General features: G+C 59.6%; 13 protein-coding genes and 1 tRNA gene. 10 read left to right on the top strand and 4 right to left on the bottom strand.

Translation table 11 applies throughout. The annotated features are described in order from the left end of the window. Positions 1–67 precede the first annotated feature (67 nt). A tRNA-Gln gene (locus Pan189_RS07690) sits at positions 68–138 on the bottom strand. A 254-nt stretch (positions 139–392) separates the two neighbouring features. Continuing rightward, on the bottom strand, positions 393–1,112 hold the full coding sequence (locus tag Pan189_RS07685; protein WP_145363353.1) for a hypothetical protein: 720 nt from the start codon (positions 1,110–1,112) through the stop codon (positions 393–395). Between the two features lie 388 nt (positions 1,113–1,500). Between Pan189_RS07685 and Pan189_RS07680 the strand changes: the two genes are divergently transcribed. From Pan189_RS07680 to Pan189_RS07665, 4 genes are all read left to right on the top strand, one after another. Then, complete coding sequence (locus Pan189_RS07680; RefSeq protein ID WP_145363352.1) at positions 1,501–2,235, top strand: alpha/beta hydrolase; 735 nt, start codon at positions 1,501–1,503, stop codon at positions 2,233–2,235. A 184-nt stretch (positions 2,236–2,419) separates the two neighbouring features. Further along, a complete protein-coding gene (locus Pan189_RS07675; protein ID WP_145363351.1) occupies positions 2,420–4,690 on the top strand; it encodes a hypothetical protein in 2,271 nt (756 codons plus the stop codon). Between the two features lie 105 nt (positions 4,691–4,795). Then, the gene (locus Pan189_RS07670; protein WP_145363350.1) at positions 4,796–5,725 is read left to right on the top strand and encodes an ABC transporter ATP-binding protein; all 930 of its coding nucleotides are present in this window, start codon (positions 4,796–4,798) and stop codon (positions 5,723–5,725) included. An 85-nt stretch (positions 5,726–5,810) separates the two neighbouring features. Then, entirely contained in the window at positions 5,811–5,999 is a 189-nt protein-coding gene (locus tag Pan189_RS07665) for a hypothetical protein (RefSeq protein WP_145363349.1), read from the top strand. Here the strand turns inward: Pan189_RS07665 and Pan189_RS07660 are convergent, their stop codons facing one another. Further along, positions 6,000–6,227, bottom strand: a complete 228-nt coding sequence (locus Pan189_RS07660; protein WP_145363348.1) for a hypothetical protein — start codon at positions 6,225–6,227, stop codon at positions 6,000–6,002. Between the two features lie 39 nt (positions 6,228–6,266). On the opposite strand from Pan189_RS07660, the gene Pan189_RS07655 reads away from it, so the two are divergent. Continuing rightward, on the top strand, positions 6,267–7,178 hold the full coding sequence (locus Pan189_RS07655; RefSeq protein ID WP_145363347.1) for a carbon-nitrogen hydrolase: 912 nt from the start codon (positions 6,267–6,269) through the stop codon (positions 7,176–7,178). Positions 7,179–7,339: 161 nt separating this feature from the next. Here the strand turns inward: Pan189_RS07655 and Pan189_RS07650 are convergent, their stop codons facing one another. Continuing rightward, the gene (locus tag Pan189_RS07650) at positions 7,340–8,959 is read right to left on the bottom strand and encodes an aldehyde dehydrogenase (NADP(+)) (RefSeq protein ID WP_375154908.1); all 1,620 of its coding nucleotides are present in this window, start codon (positions 8,957–8,959) and stop codon (positions 7,340–7,342) included. Between the two features lie 90 nt (positions 8,960–9,049). On the opposite strand from Pan189_RS07650, the gene Pan189_RS07645 reads away from it, so the two are divergent. The 5 genes from Pan189_RS07645 (at position 9,050) to murA (ending at position 15,281) form a co-directional block, all read left to right on the top strand. Then, positions 9,050–10,924 carry an outer membrane protein assembly factor BamB family protein gene (locus Pan189_RS07645; protein WP_145363346.1) on the top strand — a complete coding sequence of 625 codons (1,875 nt, stop codon included), beginning with the start codon at positions 9,050–9,052 and terminating at the stop codon, positions 10,922–10,924. 189 nt (positions 10,925–11,113) lie between these two features. Further along, the gene (locus Pan189_RS07640; RefSeq protein WP_145363345.1) at positions 11,114–11,404 is read left to right on the top strand and encodes a type B 50S ribosomal protein L31; all 291 of its coding nucleotides are present in this window, start codon (positions 11,114–11,116) and stop codon (positions 11,402–11,404) included. A gap of 234 nt (positions 11,405–11,638) precedes the next feature. Beyond that, positions 11,639–12,709: a peptide chain release factor 1 gene (gene prfA, locus Pan189_RS07635; protein WP_145363344.1), complete on the top strand. Its 1,071-nt coding sequence runs from the start codon at positions 11,639–11,641 to the stop codon at positions 12,707–12,709. Positions 12,710–12,926: 217 nt separating this feature from the next. Beyond that, positions 12,927–13,838: a peptide chain release factor N(5)-glutamine methyltransferase gene (gene prmC / locus Pan189_RS07630; protein WP_145363343.1), complete on the top strand. Its 912-nt coding sequence runs from the start codon at positions 12,927–12,929 to the stop codon at positions 13,836–13,838. 51 nt (positions 13,839–13,889) lie between these two features. Then, positions 13,890–15,281: a UDP-N-acetylglucosamine 1-carboxyvinyltransferase gene (gene murA, locus Pan189_RS07625; RefSeq protein WP_145363342.1), complete on the top strand. Its 1,392-nt coding sequence runs from the start codon at positions 13,890–13,892 to the stop codon at positions 15,279–15,281. Positions 15,282–15,344 lie beyond the last annotated feature (63 nt).

Below are 15,344 nucleotides of genomic sequence, written 5' to 3'. Positions count from 1 at the left end.
GAGAGCAGCGAAGGTCGGCTGACGTATTGATCAGATGGAAAATCATCAGGCGAAAACGCTGATGAGAATCCCCCGCGAGGATTCGAACCTCGACAAACAGAACCAGAATCTGTTGTGCTACCGTTACACTACGGGGGAGCAGCAGGCGGCAGTTGCCTGTGGGAGTATAGGGCAGTCTCTGAAACGCCGTCAAACTTCCGGTTCGAGACGTCAACCCACGGCAAGGTTCGCCACCGGTCGGCAGCAAAGCTAGCGTGCCGTCGCCGGAGCCCGACCAGGGGCCGAGGTGCCGACGGCCTAGACGAAAAAAGGGGGGCCGAAAATCGACCCCCCTTCCTTACTCTTGTTCGATCAAGCTTCAGCTCTTCGATCAAGCTTCAGCGAGAGCTCTCTTAAAATGAGAATCGAACTCCATTGCCAAGTTGAACCATGAACCGTCGATTCCGCTGACGGTCACCCTGAAGTTCTCTTTGACGCTGAGAAATCGGGGCGAACGTCGGCTGCGGAACTCCGAAGCCTTGTCCCTGATTCCACTGAAATCGATTCCGACGATCAAATTGCTGCGGAAACTGCAATTGCGGCTGCCGAGGCTGTGCCTGCGGCACGAACTGTTGAAATTGCTGCGGAGGCGCGAAATGCGTCGGCTGCTGCGAGATCGGGCAGGCCGGAGCAAATTGCACGCGTCGAGAATATCGACGGAACTTGTCAGTGTTGTCTTCAATGCATTCCGCGATCCTCTCAGCATGTTCGACGTGGGCATCGTAAATTGTCGGTAACGTCCGCGGGCAACGCCAATCGTCGAGGTCCTCTGCATCGTCTTCAATGCATTCTCCGAGGTCTTCAAGACGTTCGCCGATGGCCCGAACCGTCAAAGCGTCGCGGCGTAGGATGGCCTGCTCCGCCTGACCGGCGAGTTGAGCTATTTCAACCGCATGACGATGGATCGCCTGCCAGACTGGTGCCCCTTGGTAAGGGGCGGCTACCTGACACATTGCCGCCGCGTGAGATTTGATTTGCGAAAGAGCGATCAGTCCTCCGCGATCATCCGCCAGCGACGTTGTCGCAAATGAGGAGACCCCGAACAGAACGGTGAGTGCGATTGAAGCTTTCATGATGTCGATTCCTTCTTGAGAGCCGATTGTGCAACCGGCGACTTCGCCGATACTTCGGTATCCAAGAAAGGCACGGAGCGTGCCGAGAACGCATCATCTGGGTACATAATACCGTAACGCATTTACCATAAACAGCTTACGCCGACTCGCCAAATCAGGTGCATGCCGATCGCCCACAAAGTTGCGTACTCATAATGAGTACATCCAGTTGTCATTTTCACAAAATGACTGCGCTGCGGAATCGGAATGTGCGTCTTGTTTGATTGAGGCTGCAGGCTTTCTCCCCACAATCTGACGTGGCACGATAAGGCTGTCCTCGTGTCGAAAATCTATTCGTGCCGAACGCCTCCCACTATCTACTTCACCTCGGTTAGCCTGCATTCCCAAAATGAGTAACGAAAATCTTGCTGGGTTCCGCTGCTGGGTCGTCGACTTGGGCGGGCCGCCCGATCGTCCACCCGACGCCGTCGTCGTACTGTGCCACGGATTCGGGGCACCCGGCGACGACCTCGTTCCATTAGCTCGGGAGGTTGGCCGATTTATTCCGGATGACCGAAAGGTCCGATTTTATTTTCCAGTCGGCCCTCTCGGGCTGGACCAGTTCGGTCTGCCCGGCGGCCGGGCGTGGTGGCAAATTGACATGGAGCGACTGCTGAACGCCACCGCGACCCGAAATCTCGACGAGTTGCATCGCACGTTGCCGGACGGCTTGGAAACGCTGCGTCCGCGGTTCGGCGAGTTGATGGACGCCATCAGGCAAGACAGCGGCTGCCCGGCCGAACGTTTTGTCATCGGCGGGTTTTCGCAAGGGGCGATGCTCGCGACGGACTACGTGCTCCACTGCGATGCGGCTCCGGCGTCGCTCATCATTTTTTCCGGAGCCCTGATTGCAGAAGATGACTGGATCCGTGCCGCCGAGTCATGCCCGAAGTTGGACGTTCTGCAATCACACGGTCGCGACGATACGGTCTTGCCTTTCGCTTCGGCAGAGGCCCTCCGCGAAATGCTCAAACGGAGCGGTCACGAGGTCGACTTCGAGCCATTCGACGGCGGGCATACGATTTCGGGAGGCGGATTGCAGGGTTTCGGGCAACGCATTGCCGCGGTTGCTGGGAGCGCGTAGCGGTCGCGACTATGATCCCGATGTCGGTACTGCCAAACTGAACCAAATCCAAACCGATCTATGCTCCGACATCCGATGCAAACAAATCGGAGTTTAGGCCGAAGTGCCTGCCAATGCCCGATAAGGCACGTGGCCCTTTTTGACCCATTTCAATTCGTCGCCTGTTACTCTTAGTCCCGCTCGCATGTCGATTCGCCTCGCCGACCACACGCCCCGTGTGCGGATTTCAACTCTCACCGGACTGCTATTGGCGGTCGCGTGCTCTTCGCTTGGCAACGGTGCTGAAGTCGAAGTCGAAGTCGGATTCGCGGGCAAGTTCAAAGTCGGCCAATGGATGCCGTTGCGCGTCGCGGACATCCCTGACGAAGCAGCCGCAGTCCGGGTCACGGTTCTCGACGCCGACGGGGCAAAGGTGCGACGTGAATTCGCTCGCGGTGACTCTTCGTCCGGAGACTTCCGAACCACGGTCCAGGCGGGTCGGTCCGGCAGCCCGGTGACAATCGAACTGCTTGATTCCAACGGCGTCGTCATTGAAGAACGCACCATTCGTCCGGAAGACGGTAGCGGGGCGAATCTCCTCGCGAGCGACTTGCTGGTCGTATCGGTCGATTCCAAACCGGTTGAGACATTGGACGCCGAACTGGTCGCACAATCGACGGTCGTGGCCGCCGACGTCGCCTCCGCCGACCTTCCGAAAGTCGCATTGGCCTATTCCGCAGTCGATGCCGTCTTGATGTCCTCGAATCTTGTGGTCGATTCCGCGGCCGGGCCATTGACGACTCCTCAGCGTGACGCGTTGCTGACGTATATCGAGCAAGGCGGTCACCTGATAATGAGCATCTCCGCGGCCGAAGAATTTCGCCGGTCGGAATTCGCAGAAGCGATTCCGATTCAGGTTGAGCAGACGCTGCGGGTGCGGAATCTGTCGCCGCTGGAATCATTTGCGGATTCGCGGCAACGGATTCGGTTCTTCGGTCGGATCGAGGGTGCTGCCGGGTTCGATCGCGAGTCCGGCACGATCGTGGTCGACTCGATTGATGGCCCGCTCGTGATGACGGCGCCGCTCGGTTTCGGCCGCATCACGCTGCTCGCGGTCGATCACAACAAGCCGCCGCTATCGACCTGGAAAGGGCGAGATGCCCTCATCGGTCGGCTTGTCGCCATTGGCGATCCACAAGTCGTACAAGCGGCGGGAAACGTGACGGCGATCCGGGTTCGCGGAATCTCGGAACTGATCACGCAGTTGGACCTTGGACTGGGGGCGATCGAAGGCGTTCGCAAAATTTCCCGCAACGTCCTGCTGCTGATCGTACTGGCATATCTCGCGATTATCGGCCCTCTCGACTACTTGCTCATCCATCGGCTCTTTCACCGACCCTATCTCACGTGGATCACGTTTCCGGTCTTGGCGATCGCGACGGCCGCGTTCGCCGGCGGCACTGCCGAAGCTACGAATCGGAAAGAGCCGGCACTGCGAAGCGTTGAATTGATCGCTCTCGATTCGGAGTCGAACACCATCCAGGGCGAATCAATGACCTGCTATTACAGTCCGAGAACCATGCGCTGCGGCGTGACGATCGAGGCCGTGCGTCCATGGGGCGAGTCCGGTAATTCGGTACTGCCGGTCGATGTCGGTTGGTTCGCTGCGCCGGAAGATTCTTTCGGCGGGGCCAATCGTGCCGGCGGCGGTGGATTGCTGACCCCGGGTTATCAGTTCGGGGGCACGGCGAAGCAACGGACCATCGAACGTTGGCCGGTGCCGATGTGGGGAACCCGGAAGTTTCGAGCGGAATGGTCGGCGACGTTGGCACGCTCTCCGATCCAATCCGAGCTTGAGTCTGTCGGCGTCGGCCGTTTGGCCGGAACGCTGTCGCACACGTTCGATGGGCCATTGTCGGAGGTGCTGATTGCCTACGGAAATAGGGTCTTCCGCCCGACGGCCGACGGTGAGGGGAACGTCCAACTTGAGGCGGCGACCGACTGGGACATCGGGGGCGACAAGACGACGCGTTACGATCTGGGTCGATTTCTGACTCGTGCGAAGAAGTCGGTGACGACCTCTCGCGGAGGAAAGTTCGGAGACGAGGTCAGCTATGCCCGCACGGCGTATGACCCGAACAGCGGCGATCTTGATCGAATCGCGATCACGATGGCTCTGTATCAGGCGGCCGGCGGAGAAGGCTACACCGGGTTGAAGAACTTCGCTGTCAACTCGTTCGATCTCTCAGGCCGTCTTGATCGAGAACACGCGGTGCTCGTCGCGAAGTTGCCAAAGCCGGTCGTCCGGACGACCGTGCAATTGACGAGCGCCGAGGACGGCAGCGAGGGGTCTGAAGGTGACGTCACTTCCAACGCTGAGATCGATCAACACAGCGATTCCTATCTCGCCGTTCTTCTGCCGGTCCGACGCGGCTACTCGGAGCGGACATCGCTCCCGCCGGTCATTGAAAACTGAAATGAAATAGATCGGTCGAGACGAAGCGACTTTCTCGGTTCTGATGGACAGATACCGCTAATTAATGATGACATTTGCATTCCCCGCGCGACTACGAGTGGCACCGTGATTGAAACCCGCAAACTGACGAAACGTTACGGCGACCTCGTCGCCGTCAACGAGATCAATTTGAATCTCAAGGAAGGAGACGTCTTCGGCTTCATCGGGCCCAACGGCTCAGGCAAGACGACCACGATGCGGATGATCGCCACGCTGCTGCCCCCCGACTACGGCGAGGCCTACGTCTGCGGAAAAAGTATCTACACCGATCCGGAAGAGATCCGGCGGATGGTCGGTTACATGCCCGACTTCTTCGGCGTGTATGACGACATGACGGTGATGGAGTATCTGGAATTTTTCTGCAGCGCCTATCGCATCAACGGTCCCGGCCGACGGAAAATCTGCGAGGAAAAGCTCGAACTCGTCGACATGTCTTTCAAGCGGGACGCGATGGTCAGCCAACTTTCCCGCGGCCAGACGCAGCGGGTTGGCCTCGCGCGGACGCTGCTGCATGACCCGCAGGTGCTGCTGCTCGATGAACCGGCCAGCGGCCTCGATCCACGGGCCCGCATCGAAATTCGCCGGCTGCTCAGAAAGCTGGGCGAGCTCAACAAGACGGTCGTGGTCAGCAGTCACATTTTGCCGGAGCTGGCCGACGTCTGCACCCGCGTCGGCATGATCGAAAAAGGCGTGCTCGTCGCTGACGGCTACGTTCGCGATGTCATGCGGCAAGCCCGCGAATCGACGACGCTCGAAATTCGGGTCAAAGAACGCACCGAAGATGCGGCGCGGCTCATCGAAGGTCACGAGAACGTCGGCCGTGTCGACGTCGAAGAGGACGGAACCATCCGCGTCACGCTCAACAAGGACGTCGAACACTATGACGACCTCGCCCAAGCCCTGTTCGAAAGCCAATTCCGCGTGTTCCTGTTCCGGGAAGAAGAGGTGAACTTGGAGACGGCGTTCATGGAATTGACGAAGGGGATGCAGCAGTAGGTGCACGCTTCTCTTGACTCTGACGCCCAATCCGGCAAACTACGCGATTCCAAAGACCGGCCGAACTCTACGTGCAAACCGAATCATGTCGCTCAAAATCCGCAAGCTCGAAAATCTGTTGGGTGTCAAAAAAGCTCTCGCAGCGAAATACACCGATCTGAAAGACCGAACCAACAGCACGCCGAGGCGCAAGCACTTCCAGTACAAAGCCAACCGATACACCCGGCAGGTCGCGGCGATCGAGTCGAAGCTGGAAGCGGCGAAAGCAAAGTAGTTACGTTGCGTCTTCGGCGACGCTCGGGTCGACGTAGTTCAATTCCGTAATGTGCATCGGCGAGAGCACGTGAAATCGCCCGCCGTCCTTTACGACGACCATCGCGCCGGGCGCGATGGCAACGGTCTCGGGGTGTCTGACTCCGTGGCGATCCCCGCTTGAAGTGACGACCTCGAAAGGGCGAAACGGCTGGGCAGTCAAGACTGTGCGAATCGAGTCAAGATTCATTTTCGCGTTCCGTGATGTCCTTTGCGTCAGGCCTGTGAGATGATATCCGGCGGGCATAAACAGGGACAGACCCGCCTCGCCCTCGTCCAGATGCGGTGTTCTGCGAACCCCGACGAGAATCTTGATCGAGCCGTGCAGTTCGTGAAGCAAGCGGCTTCCGACGGTGCCGAGGTGGTTTGTCTGCCGGAGTTGTTCCGTTCGCGGTACTTCTGCCAGAGCGAAGATCACCGGAACTTCGATCTGGCCGAGTCGATCCCCGGACCGTCGACGCAGCGGTTGGGAAGCATTGCCAGGGAAGCCGGGATCATCGTGCTGGCAAGCCTGTTCGAGCGACGGGCGGCGGGGCTCTATCACAACACGCTCGCCGTTATCGGAACTGATGGTGAAGTCGCGGGCTTGTACCGGAAAATGCACATTCCGGATGACCCGTTTTATTATGAGAAGTTCTACTTCACGCCCGGCGATCTCGGCTTCCGCTCCTTTGCGACGAAGTTCGGCAACATCGGAACGCTCGTCTGTTGGGACCAGTGGTATCCCGAAGCGGCCCGGCTGACGGCGCTCGCCGGGGCGGAAGTGATCTTCTACCCGACCGCAATCGGCTGGCACCCCTCCGAAAAAGCCGAGTTCGGCGAAGCCCAGCATGACGCCTGGGAGACGATTCAGCGATCTCACGCGATCGCGAATGGCTGTTATGTCGCGTCGGTCAATCGCATCGGACATGAGCCGGCGCCGGAAGGCTCAGGCGGCGAAGGCATCGAGTTCTGGGGACAGACATTTCTCGCGGGACCAGACGGACATATCATCGCCAAGGCCCCCGCGAATGAAGAGACGATCCTGCACGCCACGATCGATCGCGACCGCATCGACGTGCATCGCACGCATTGGCCGTTTCTGCGAGATCGGCGGATCGACGCCTACGGCGACATCGAACGCCGCTGGCGCGACACCTAAACAAGCCCGCAGCGCCAGCAAGGGATTTGCTCACGCGATAACGAGCGTATCAGGCGATCTCGCCCGCGGGTCATCACAAGGGTCGCCCTGTTTGAAGATTAAACGGGATGTTTCCCCGCGGAATCCCTCGCTCGCGCTGCGGGCTTGTGTGACGAGCACCTTTATTCGATCGACGCCTTCGTCCATTCGCCGTCGACGAAGCGCCAGGCGGCGAGCGGATTTTCGTTCTTTAGCAGATCGGGCAGTCGTCCGGGGCGGACGTTGTCATAACTCGTCAGTTTGCCAAAGCGGCGCAGCGACGCGGGAATCCCAATTGCCGTGAAACCGGGGTGCCCCGACGCCGGGAACGGGCCGCCGTGGTTCATAGCAGGCGATACCGCAACGCCGGTCGGCATCTTGTCATTGATCAGCCGACCGACGTGTTCCTTCAAAACGGGAGCAATCCGGTCGTAAAGTGCGTCATCATCGCCGCAGCCGTGGGTGTAGAGGCAGCCGGTGAGGTTGCCTTCGAACCGGTCGGCGATCTGCTCGAGTTGTTCATCACTCGAAGCAAACACGAATAGCGAGGTATTGCCGAACGCTTCGGTCTGAAATGTTTCCGGGTCGGCCAGAAATTGATCGCCGGAAATCCGCAGCAGCGTGTTCGGGTAGCAGAAGCGGGACCCGTCGGTGTCGCCTGACGCGACGACTTGCGATGCACCGGCTGCGACAAGTTGATCGATGGCCGCAGCACAATGGTCACGAACGCCTTGATTGAGCATTGTGCCTGCCGGGGCGGCCTCAAATCGTTCTCGCACATTGGCGAGGAACGCCTCGGCAAGTTCACCCTCGCGGAGAACGACGACGCCGGGATTTGTGCAGAATTGGCCGGCCGCCATCAGGCAACTGGTGGCGAATTCTCCCGCGATCGTGTCGAGACGCTCATCGAGGGCCCCCGGTAGGATGAATACGGGATTGATGCTCGACAGCTCCAGATAGATCGGCTTACCGACCTTGTCGGCCGCTTCCTTCAGCTTCAATCCGCCCGGCCGCGAACCCGTAAACGAGGCAGCTCCGATTTTCGGATGCGAGACCAGCTTCAAGCCGTCTTCGGGAGCCATGTGATACAGCAACTGAATCGTGGCCGGCGGCAGGTCCGTTTCGGAGAGAGCCGCGAAAGCCAGCTCGGCAAAGCGACGAGATGTGCCCGGATGCGACGGGTGCGCTTTCGCAATCAGCGGGCAGCCGACCGCAATGGCCGCCGCCAAATCACCCCCCGCGGCCGCATTGATGGCGAACGGAAAATTGTTGGGAGCGAACGTGACGACCGGGCCGATCGGTTCCAAGACCGAACGAATGTTCGTCCCGGTATCGATTGTGGGCATCGCCCATGACCCACTGCGAGCCGCGGCGGCAGCGAGCCGGAGCTGATTGGACGTCCGCGGCAATTCGACATCGGCTAGGCGAGGAGAAGTGGGTAGACCGGTTTCCGCGTGAGCGATTTCGACGAGCGTGCTCGCATCGGCATCGATCCGGTCGGCAAAATCTTCCAGAAAGGCCGCCCGCTGCTGCGGCGAAGTCGATCGCAACTGTCGAAAGGCGTCTGCGGCGGCGCTGAGAACCTGCTCGACTTCGGACCAAGGACTGATCGGGAAGTCTTCCGAAATGGGCTCTCCGGTGGCCGGATTGACCGCCTGAAATTTCTCGGTGCCCGACGAGTCACGCCACTCGCCGTCGACTAAAATTTTCGCTGCCACAGCGATTCCTTCGATTCGCAATACTCTGAGGTGATTGAGCCGCATTGTAAGTCCACCCATAATGATCGCAATCGCGGCTGCGCCCACCGATGCGAGGAGACGAGAGCGATTGGAACATTGGAAAGCGAGCTCTCTGTGACGAATCAACTCATCGGCGTTGAGACGAATCGAACGACGGCGAGGAGAGTCGGTTTGTCGCCGTTCGCGAGGACTGCTTTCGCGGTCTTGTTGCTTGGCATTCTCACCGGATCGGCAATCGCTGCGGACTCCGATTCCGGTTGGCGAATTCCCTACGATCGCGGTTTGTCGCGCGAGTTATCGGTCCTTCGCGAGGTGATCGCGACCGATCCCGCCGCCGCGAGAAAACGGCTTGCGGCTTTCGACGAGTCGGTCGATCTCAAACTTGTTCGGGTTTCTCGAGGTCACTTTCGCCTCGCCGGGCCGGTCATCCGCCGTTTGAGCGGGCTGGAACCTCCGGCTGAGTCGAAGAACGTCGAAGGCGCCGCGGTTCGAGACTCTCCACTGGCTCCGTTCGAACGAGCGCGACTGACTCGGCAGGCGTATTCGCCTTCCGCGTCGAAGTCGAACGCGGCGAGCCGTTCGCTGGCACAAGATGCTTGGGGACGCGGCCGACCGAGTGAAGCGATTCGCTGGTATTCAACCGGTATTCATCAAGCCGATGGTGACGGCAGTAAGCCGAGCGATCGCCGGATGATCGCGGCTTATGTCCGTTACATCGCGGCCTTGCACCTGGCCGGCTTCCCGGCACTTGCTTCAGCGGAGCGGGCAAGGATTGGTTCGGAGTTCGACGAAGAATACGTCGAAGTTGGAGGAGTCACCGGAGCGGTGAGCGACGTGATGTCGCGAATTTTGAGCATGCCGGTCAGGAAATCGATCCAACTCAAGCGCGATTCCCTGCCGGTGCTGCTCGGACCATCGGAACAGCTAATCGAGATGAACCAGCTTGCACAGGGCCAGCGTCTCGCAATCGCCGCCGCCGATGAATTTTTGACAGCCGCGGACGGCAGTTCGATTTGGAAATTTGTGCCGAGGGAGATTGGTCCGGGTTTGACCAAGCTGCCGCTTTATCCACCAGCGATCGGCACACTGCGGCGTTCGAAGACGGAGGTCGAAAATCAAGGATCGGAGCCGAACGCGATACAGGCTTCAATGATCGCAATCGACGGCAATCGTTTATTTTGCTGCGTCGGCGTTTCGGCGGAGCAGGACCCGTCGGTTGATCCCTTCCTCGACTCCGAATCCAATGCGGAACAGCTCGTGTGTCTCGATCTCGATCGTGAGGGCGATTTGCGATGGCGGAAGATTTTGACACCCGCTGACGGGCGAATCGCCGGCGGGGCCGTTTCAGCCGACATGCTTGTGATTGTTTTGCGAGGGGGTCGGGACGAATTGACCGCCGTCGGGCTGAGTACGTCGACCGGCCAAGAGCGATGGCGATTGTCTCTTGGCATGCCCGCGCCCAATGGACGGGCCCCTGCACTTGGAGCTGTGCAGGTCATCGATCGTGCAGGCTTGTTGTTTGTGCTAGCCGATCCGTCGACGATCATCTGCGTCGAACCGTCGATCGGTCGGATATTGTGGGCACAACTGCTTTCGCCGGACGTGTCGCTGGTACCGCTTTCGTCCTCCGAATGCGGGCACCCGCTCGATGTGACGTTTGTTGATCGAACGTCACATCGCATCACGTCATTTGCCATCGCCGACGGGAATCCCACGGTCGACCCGATTCTCGAACCAGTCGGTGATGGCCTCCGCGCCCGTCCAGAATTGATGCCCATTGGCCGCGGGATTGCGATCGGAGATCATTTTTTGTGGCCTTGCCGAACCGGTGTCGCCACGGTTTCACCGGGGAACAGCGTCGAACTGCGGCGCTTCACAATGCCGACTGATGGTCCGCTCGATCTGCAACGGTTCGGCTCGAAGCTGCTTGGAGTGAGCCCCACTTCGGTTCGGCCGGTCGCCGAGTTGAAATTGCGAAGGTCTCGCTGAGAATGGTTGCCGCCGCGCGGGATGATCATTAGACTGCTCGACTTGCGGCCCAGCGCCGCGATTCTCTACCGCATCGATCCCCTCGTTGCATCAATCGCGATGGGACGGTTGGCGGCCTGTTTGAAGACTGCTGACGATCGGTCAGACTCAACGCAGTCAAATTGCACGCGCTTTTAAGGCGGAACGGTCATGCGTGAAGGTATTCATCCCGATTATCATCCGGTCGTGTTTCAGGACACGTCGAGCGGATTCAAGTTCATGACGCGGTCGACGATGCGGTCGAAGGAGACCGTCGAGTGGGAAGACGGCAACACCTACCCGCTCGTTAAAGTCGACATCAGTTCTGCGTCGCATCCCTACTTCACCGGCAAAATGAAGTTCGTCGATGCCGCCGGTCGCGTCGAGAAGTTTCAGAAGAAGTACAACTGGTCGAAGCGCGGCAAAAAGGGCAAAGCCGAGGCGGAAGCCGAAAGCGAATAGCTGGGTTCTCAAAGTCGGGACGGGTCGCGTGGCGGCCCGTCCTGTTTTATGCGCCCTTCGAAAATACCCATTGTGAAGCCAAAGTATTTCTCGCCACACAAGCCCGCAGCGCCAGCACGGGATTCCGCTCTTCGGCTCCCGAAATAGCAAGCGCATCCCGCTCGTGATGACTACGCGACTCCCTCGCTTGCGCTTCAGGCAAGTGTGACTCTCCTACTCCGCGAACGTGCCACAATGTTTCCGAGTCTTGAGACCAAACTACAGCGATTCGAGGAGTTGGAGCTTCAGCTTCAGGATCCTGAAGTGACCTCCGACGTTGATCGCATGATCGCGATCCAAAAAGAGTACGGAGGTTTGAAGACCGTCGCCGAAAAAGTCCGCGAGTTTCACGAATTAGAGGAAAATCTCGGCGCTGCCAAAGAGATGCTCGACGAAGAGAGTGATCCGGAGACGAAAGAGTACGCCGAGGCGGAACTGAAGGAGCTTCAGCAGCAACGCGAAGCGATGGCCGAAGAGCTCGAAGATCTCGCGACGGCTGGCGACTCGATCACGCGCGGCGGGCTCATGATGGAAATTCGGGCCGGAACCGGCGGAGAAGAAGCGGCCTTATTTGCTCGCGACCTGTTTGAGATGTATCAGCGATATTGCGAGACGAAGGGTTGGAAGTTCGAGATTTCGGAAGTGACGTCCAGTGATATGGGCGGTTTCAAAGAAGTCGTCGTCAACATCGCCGGCGAAGGTGCGTTTCACCAGTTGCAGTTCGAAAGCGGCGGGCATCGCGTCCAGCGCGTGCCAGAAACCGAAACACAGGGACGCGTTCACACCAGCGCGGCAACCGTCGCCGTGATGCCGGAAGCGAGCGAGGTCGAAGTGGAATTGAAGCCGGATGACTTGCAGGTCGACACCATGCGAGCCGGCGGACCGGGCGGGCAGAAGGTCAATAAAACGGAGTCAGCCGTTCGCATCACGCACCTGCCGACGGGGCTCGCCGTCAAAATTCAGGACGAGAAGAGCCAGCACAAGAATCGCGCCAAGGCGATGGCCGAACTCCGCAACCGGATCCTCGATTTGAAGCAGCGGGAAGCGGCAAACGAGCGGGCCGACCAGCGACGCACGCTCATCGGCAGCGGTGATCGCAGCGACCGCATTCGCACTTACAACTTCCCGCAGAATCGTCTGACCGACCACCGCATCGGCCTGACGATCCACAAGCTCGACCAGATCATCTTGGGCAACATGGAAGAGTTGGTCGACGGGCTGCTCGAATTCGACCGGCAAGAGCGGCTCAAGGGCGTGAAGTCGTAATCGAGTGCGACCCAGCACAAGCCGCGCACGAAGTAAGCGGATCAACCAACACAAGCCGCGCACGAAGTAAGCGGATCAACCAACACAAGCCGCGCACGAAGTAAGCGGATCGCTCGCAACACCCGCAACACATGAGCCTTGCCCTGTCGACCCGGCGCGCCAGCGACTACACTGAAACAGGGACATACGGACACAATCATTCGGCGACGGATCGCCCATGGCCACTTCGCAGACCTCTTCCCCTTCCGTCCAGAACGCCAGCGTGAATACCGACGCCTGGACCGTCAGGAAAATTCTGGACTGGACGACTCAGCATCTGAAGTCGCACGGTAGTGAGAGTCCGCGGCTCGAAGCGGAAATTTTGCTCGCCCATTCTCGCGGCTGCCCGCGCATCCAGCTTTACGTCCAGTTTGATGAGGTTCTTTCGGACGCCCAACGAGCCAAGATGCGCGACTTGGTGAAGAGGCGGGCGAATGCCGAGCCGGTGGCCTATCTGGTCGGTTATCGCGAATTTTTCAGCCTGCGGTTTGAAGTCACGTCCGACGTGTTGATTCCCCGTCCCGAGACCGAAACGCTCGTGCTGCAAGCGTTGGCGCACCTGAAGACCTGCGAATCGCCGTGTCTGCTCGATCTCTGCACCGGTTCCGGATGTGTCGCGATCTCCGCTGCAAAAAATTGCCCGCCAGCATCGGTTGTCGCGACCGACCTGTCGCCGCAGGCCCTCGCGGTTGCCGGTCGGAACGCTGAAACGCACGAAGTCTCAGACCGTGTGCAGTTCTGCGAGGGCGATCTGTTCGAAGCTGTCCCGAGCGATGCGAAATTTCATGTCATTGCCACCAATCCACCCTACGTGGCCGACACCGAATGGGAGTCGCTCTCGCCCGACATTCGTCTGCACGAGCCAAATCAGGCCCTGCTTTCGGGGGCTGACGGACTCGATCACATTCGAAAGATCGTCGGACACGCGGCGCACCATCTCGCACCCGGCGGAATGCTGATCATCGAACTCAGCCCCGAGCAGGCTCGAACAGTTTGCGATCTGCTGGCGACATGGGCTCATCGTGTTGAGCCGATCAGGGATGTCGACGGCGAAGTCCGGTTTGTGCGCTGTTTTGCTCCCCTCGACTGAGCGTCGCGAATCGGCTACCGTCCGGCGATCAAGGTCCCCAAGGTCGGCAGCATGGACGCGTTCGAGATTTGCGGCGGAAGGCGGCTCGCAGGCGAAGTCGCCGTCAGCGGCTCGAAAAACGCCGCGCTCGCGATGCTGGCTGCGGCTCTGTTGACCGATGAGCCGGTCCGACTTAACAGCGTTCCGTTCGTGTCTGACGTGACGCGACTACTTGAGATTCTGGAACGGCTCGGAGTCGCTGTTGATCGCTACAGCAAAGATGCCGTCACCTTGGATGCGGGCGGACTAAATTCGTCAGATGCCGATTGTCCTCAGTCGCGAATGATGCGGGCGAGTATCTGTTTGCTCGGGCCTCTCTTGGTTCGAACCGGGCGGGCAATCATCCCGCTCCCCGGCGGCTGTGCGATCGGAACTCGGCCGATCGATCTGCACCTCAGAGGTCTGTCAGCATTGGGGGTCCGCTTCGAGGTCGGGGACGGCTTGATCGTCGGGAAAGTGCAGCGACTTAGAGGGGCTGACATTGACCTCAGCGGGCCTTGCGGCGGCACGGTGACCGGCACCTGCAATGTGATGATGGCCGCGACGGCGGCGCCGGGGACGACGGTCATTCGATCGGCAGCCCCGGAGCCGGAAGTCCGCTTTCTGGCCGAGGCCCTGCAGCAAATGGGGGCCGACATCGAAGGAGCCGGAACACAAATCATTCGAATCAACGGGGGACGAAAGCTGCACGGCGCTGTTTGCGATCTCATCCCGGATCGAATCGAAGCCGCGACTTTGACGATTGCCGCCGCGATGGTCGGCGACGATGTTCTCATTCGAAATGCACCGCTGGAAGATCTGGAAGCCGTGATCGATGTGCTGACCCGAACCGGAGCATCGATCACTCCGACCGGCTCGGACGCGATACGTATCACTCGAAGTACACGCTTGGCGAACGTCGACCTCGTTGCGGATCATTTCCCGGCAATACCGACCGACGTGCAGGCACAGTTGACGGCGTACCTCTGTCTGGCGACGGGTCGATCGACGATCGTTGATCGTGTTTTTCCGGAGCGTTTCGCCCACGTGGCCCAGTTGCGGCGGTTGGGGGCGAACATCGAAGCGGCACTCGGTCGAGCCGAAGTCAACGGCGTCTCACGGCTGCATGGCGCGACGGTCCGCGCCACCGACCTGCGGGCCAGTGCCGCACTCGTTTTGGCGGGGTTGGCTGCGGAAGGCACGACAACCGTCACCGACATCGCGCACCTCGATCGCGGCTACGTCAGTCTCGACCAAAAACTGAGTGACCTCGGGGCCACCGTCCGACGATGCTCCGACTCAGCAGAGCCTGTCGCCCGGGCCTTGCGTGTTGACAAATCGAGACCTTCCGTCACGACGCCTGCGACTGCGGTCGCCGAATCGATTGTGGACATGCCGCGCAGGGTTGCCGCTCCCGCCGATTGATTTCGGTCGCACTGATGCCTCACAATGCGGGTCGGATAGGAAACACTCATGCGACTCGGAGGC

Origin of the sequence: Stratiformator vulcanicus (assembly GCF_007744515.1) — a bacterium.
GTDB lineage: Bacteria > Planctomycetota > Planctomycetia > Planctomycetales > Planctomycetaceae > Stratiformator > Stratiformator vulcanicus.
Note: the sequence above shows the minus strand (reverse complement) of the source record. Positions and strands in the feature narration are given on the sequence as shown.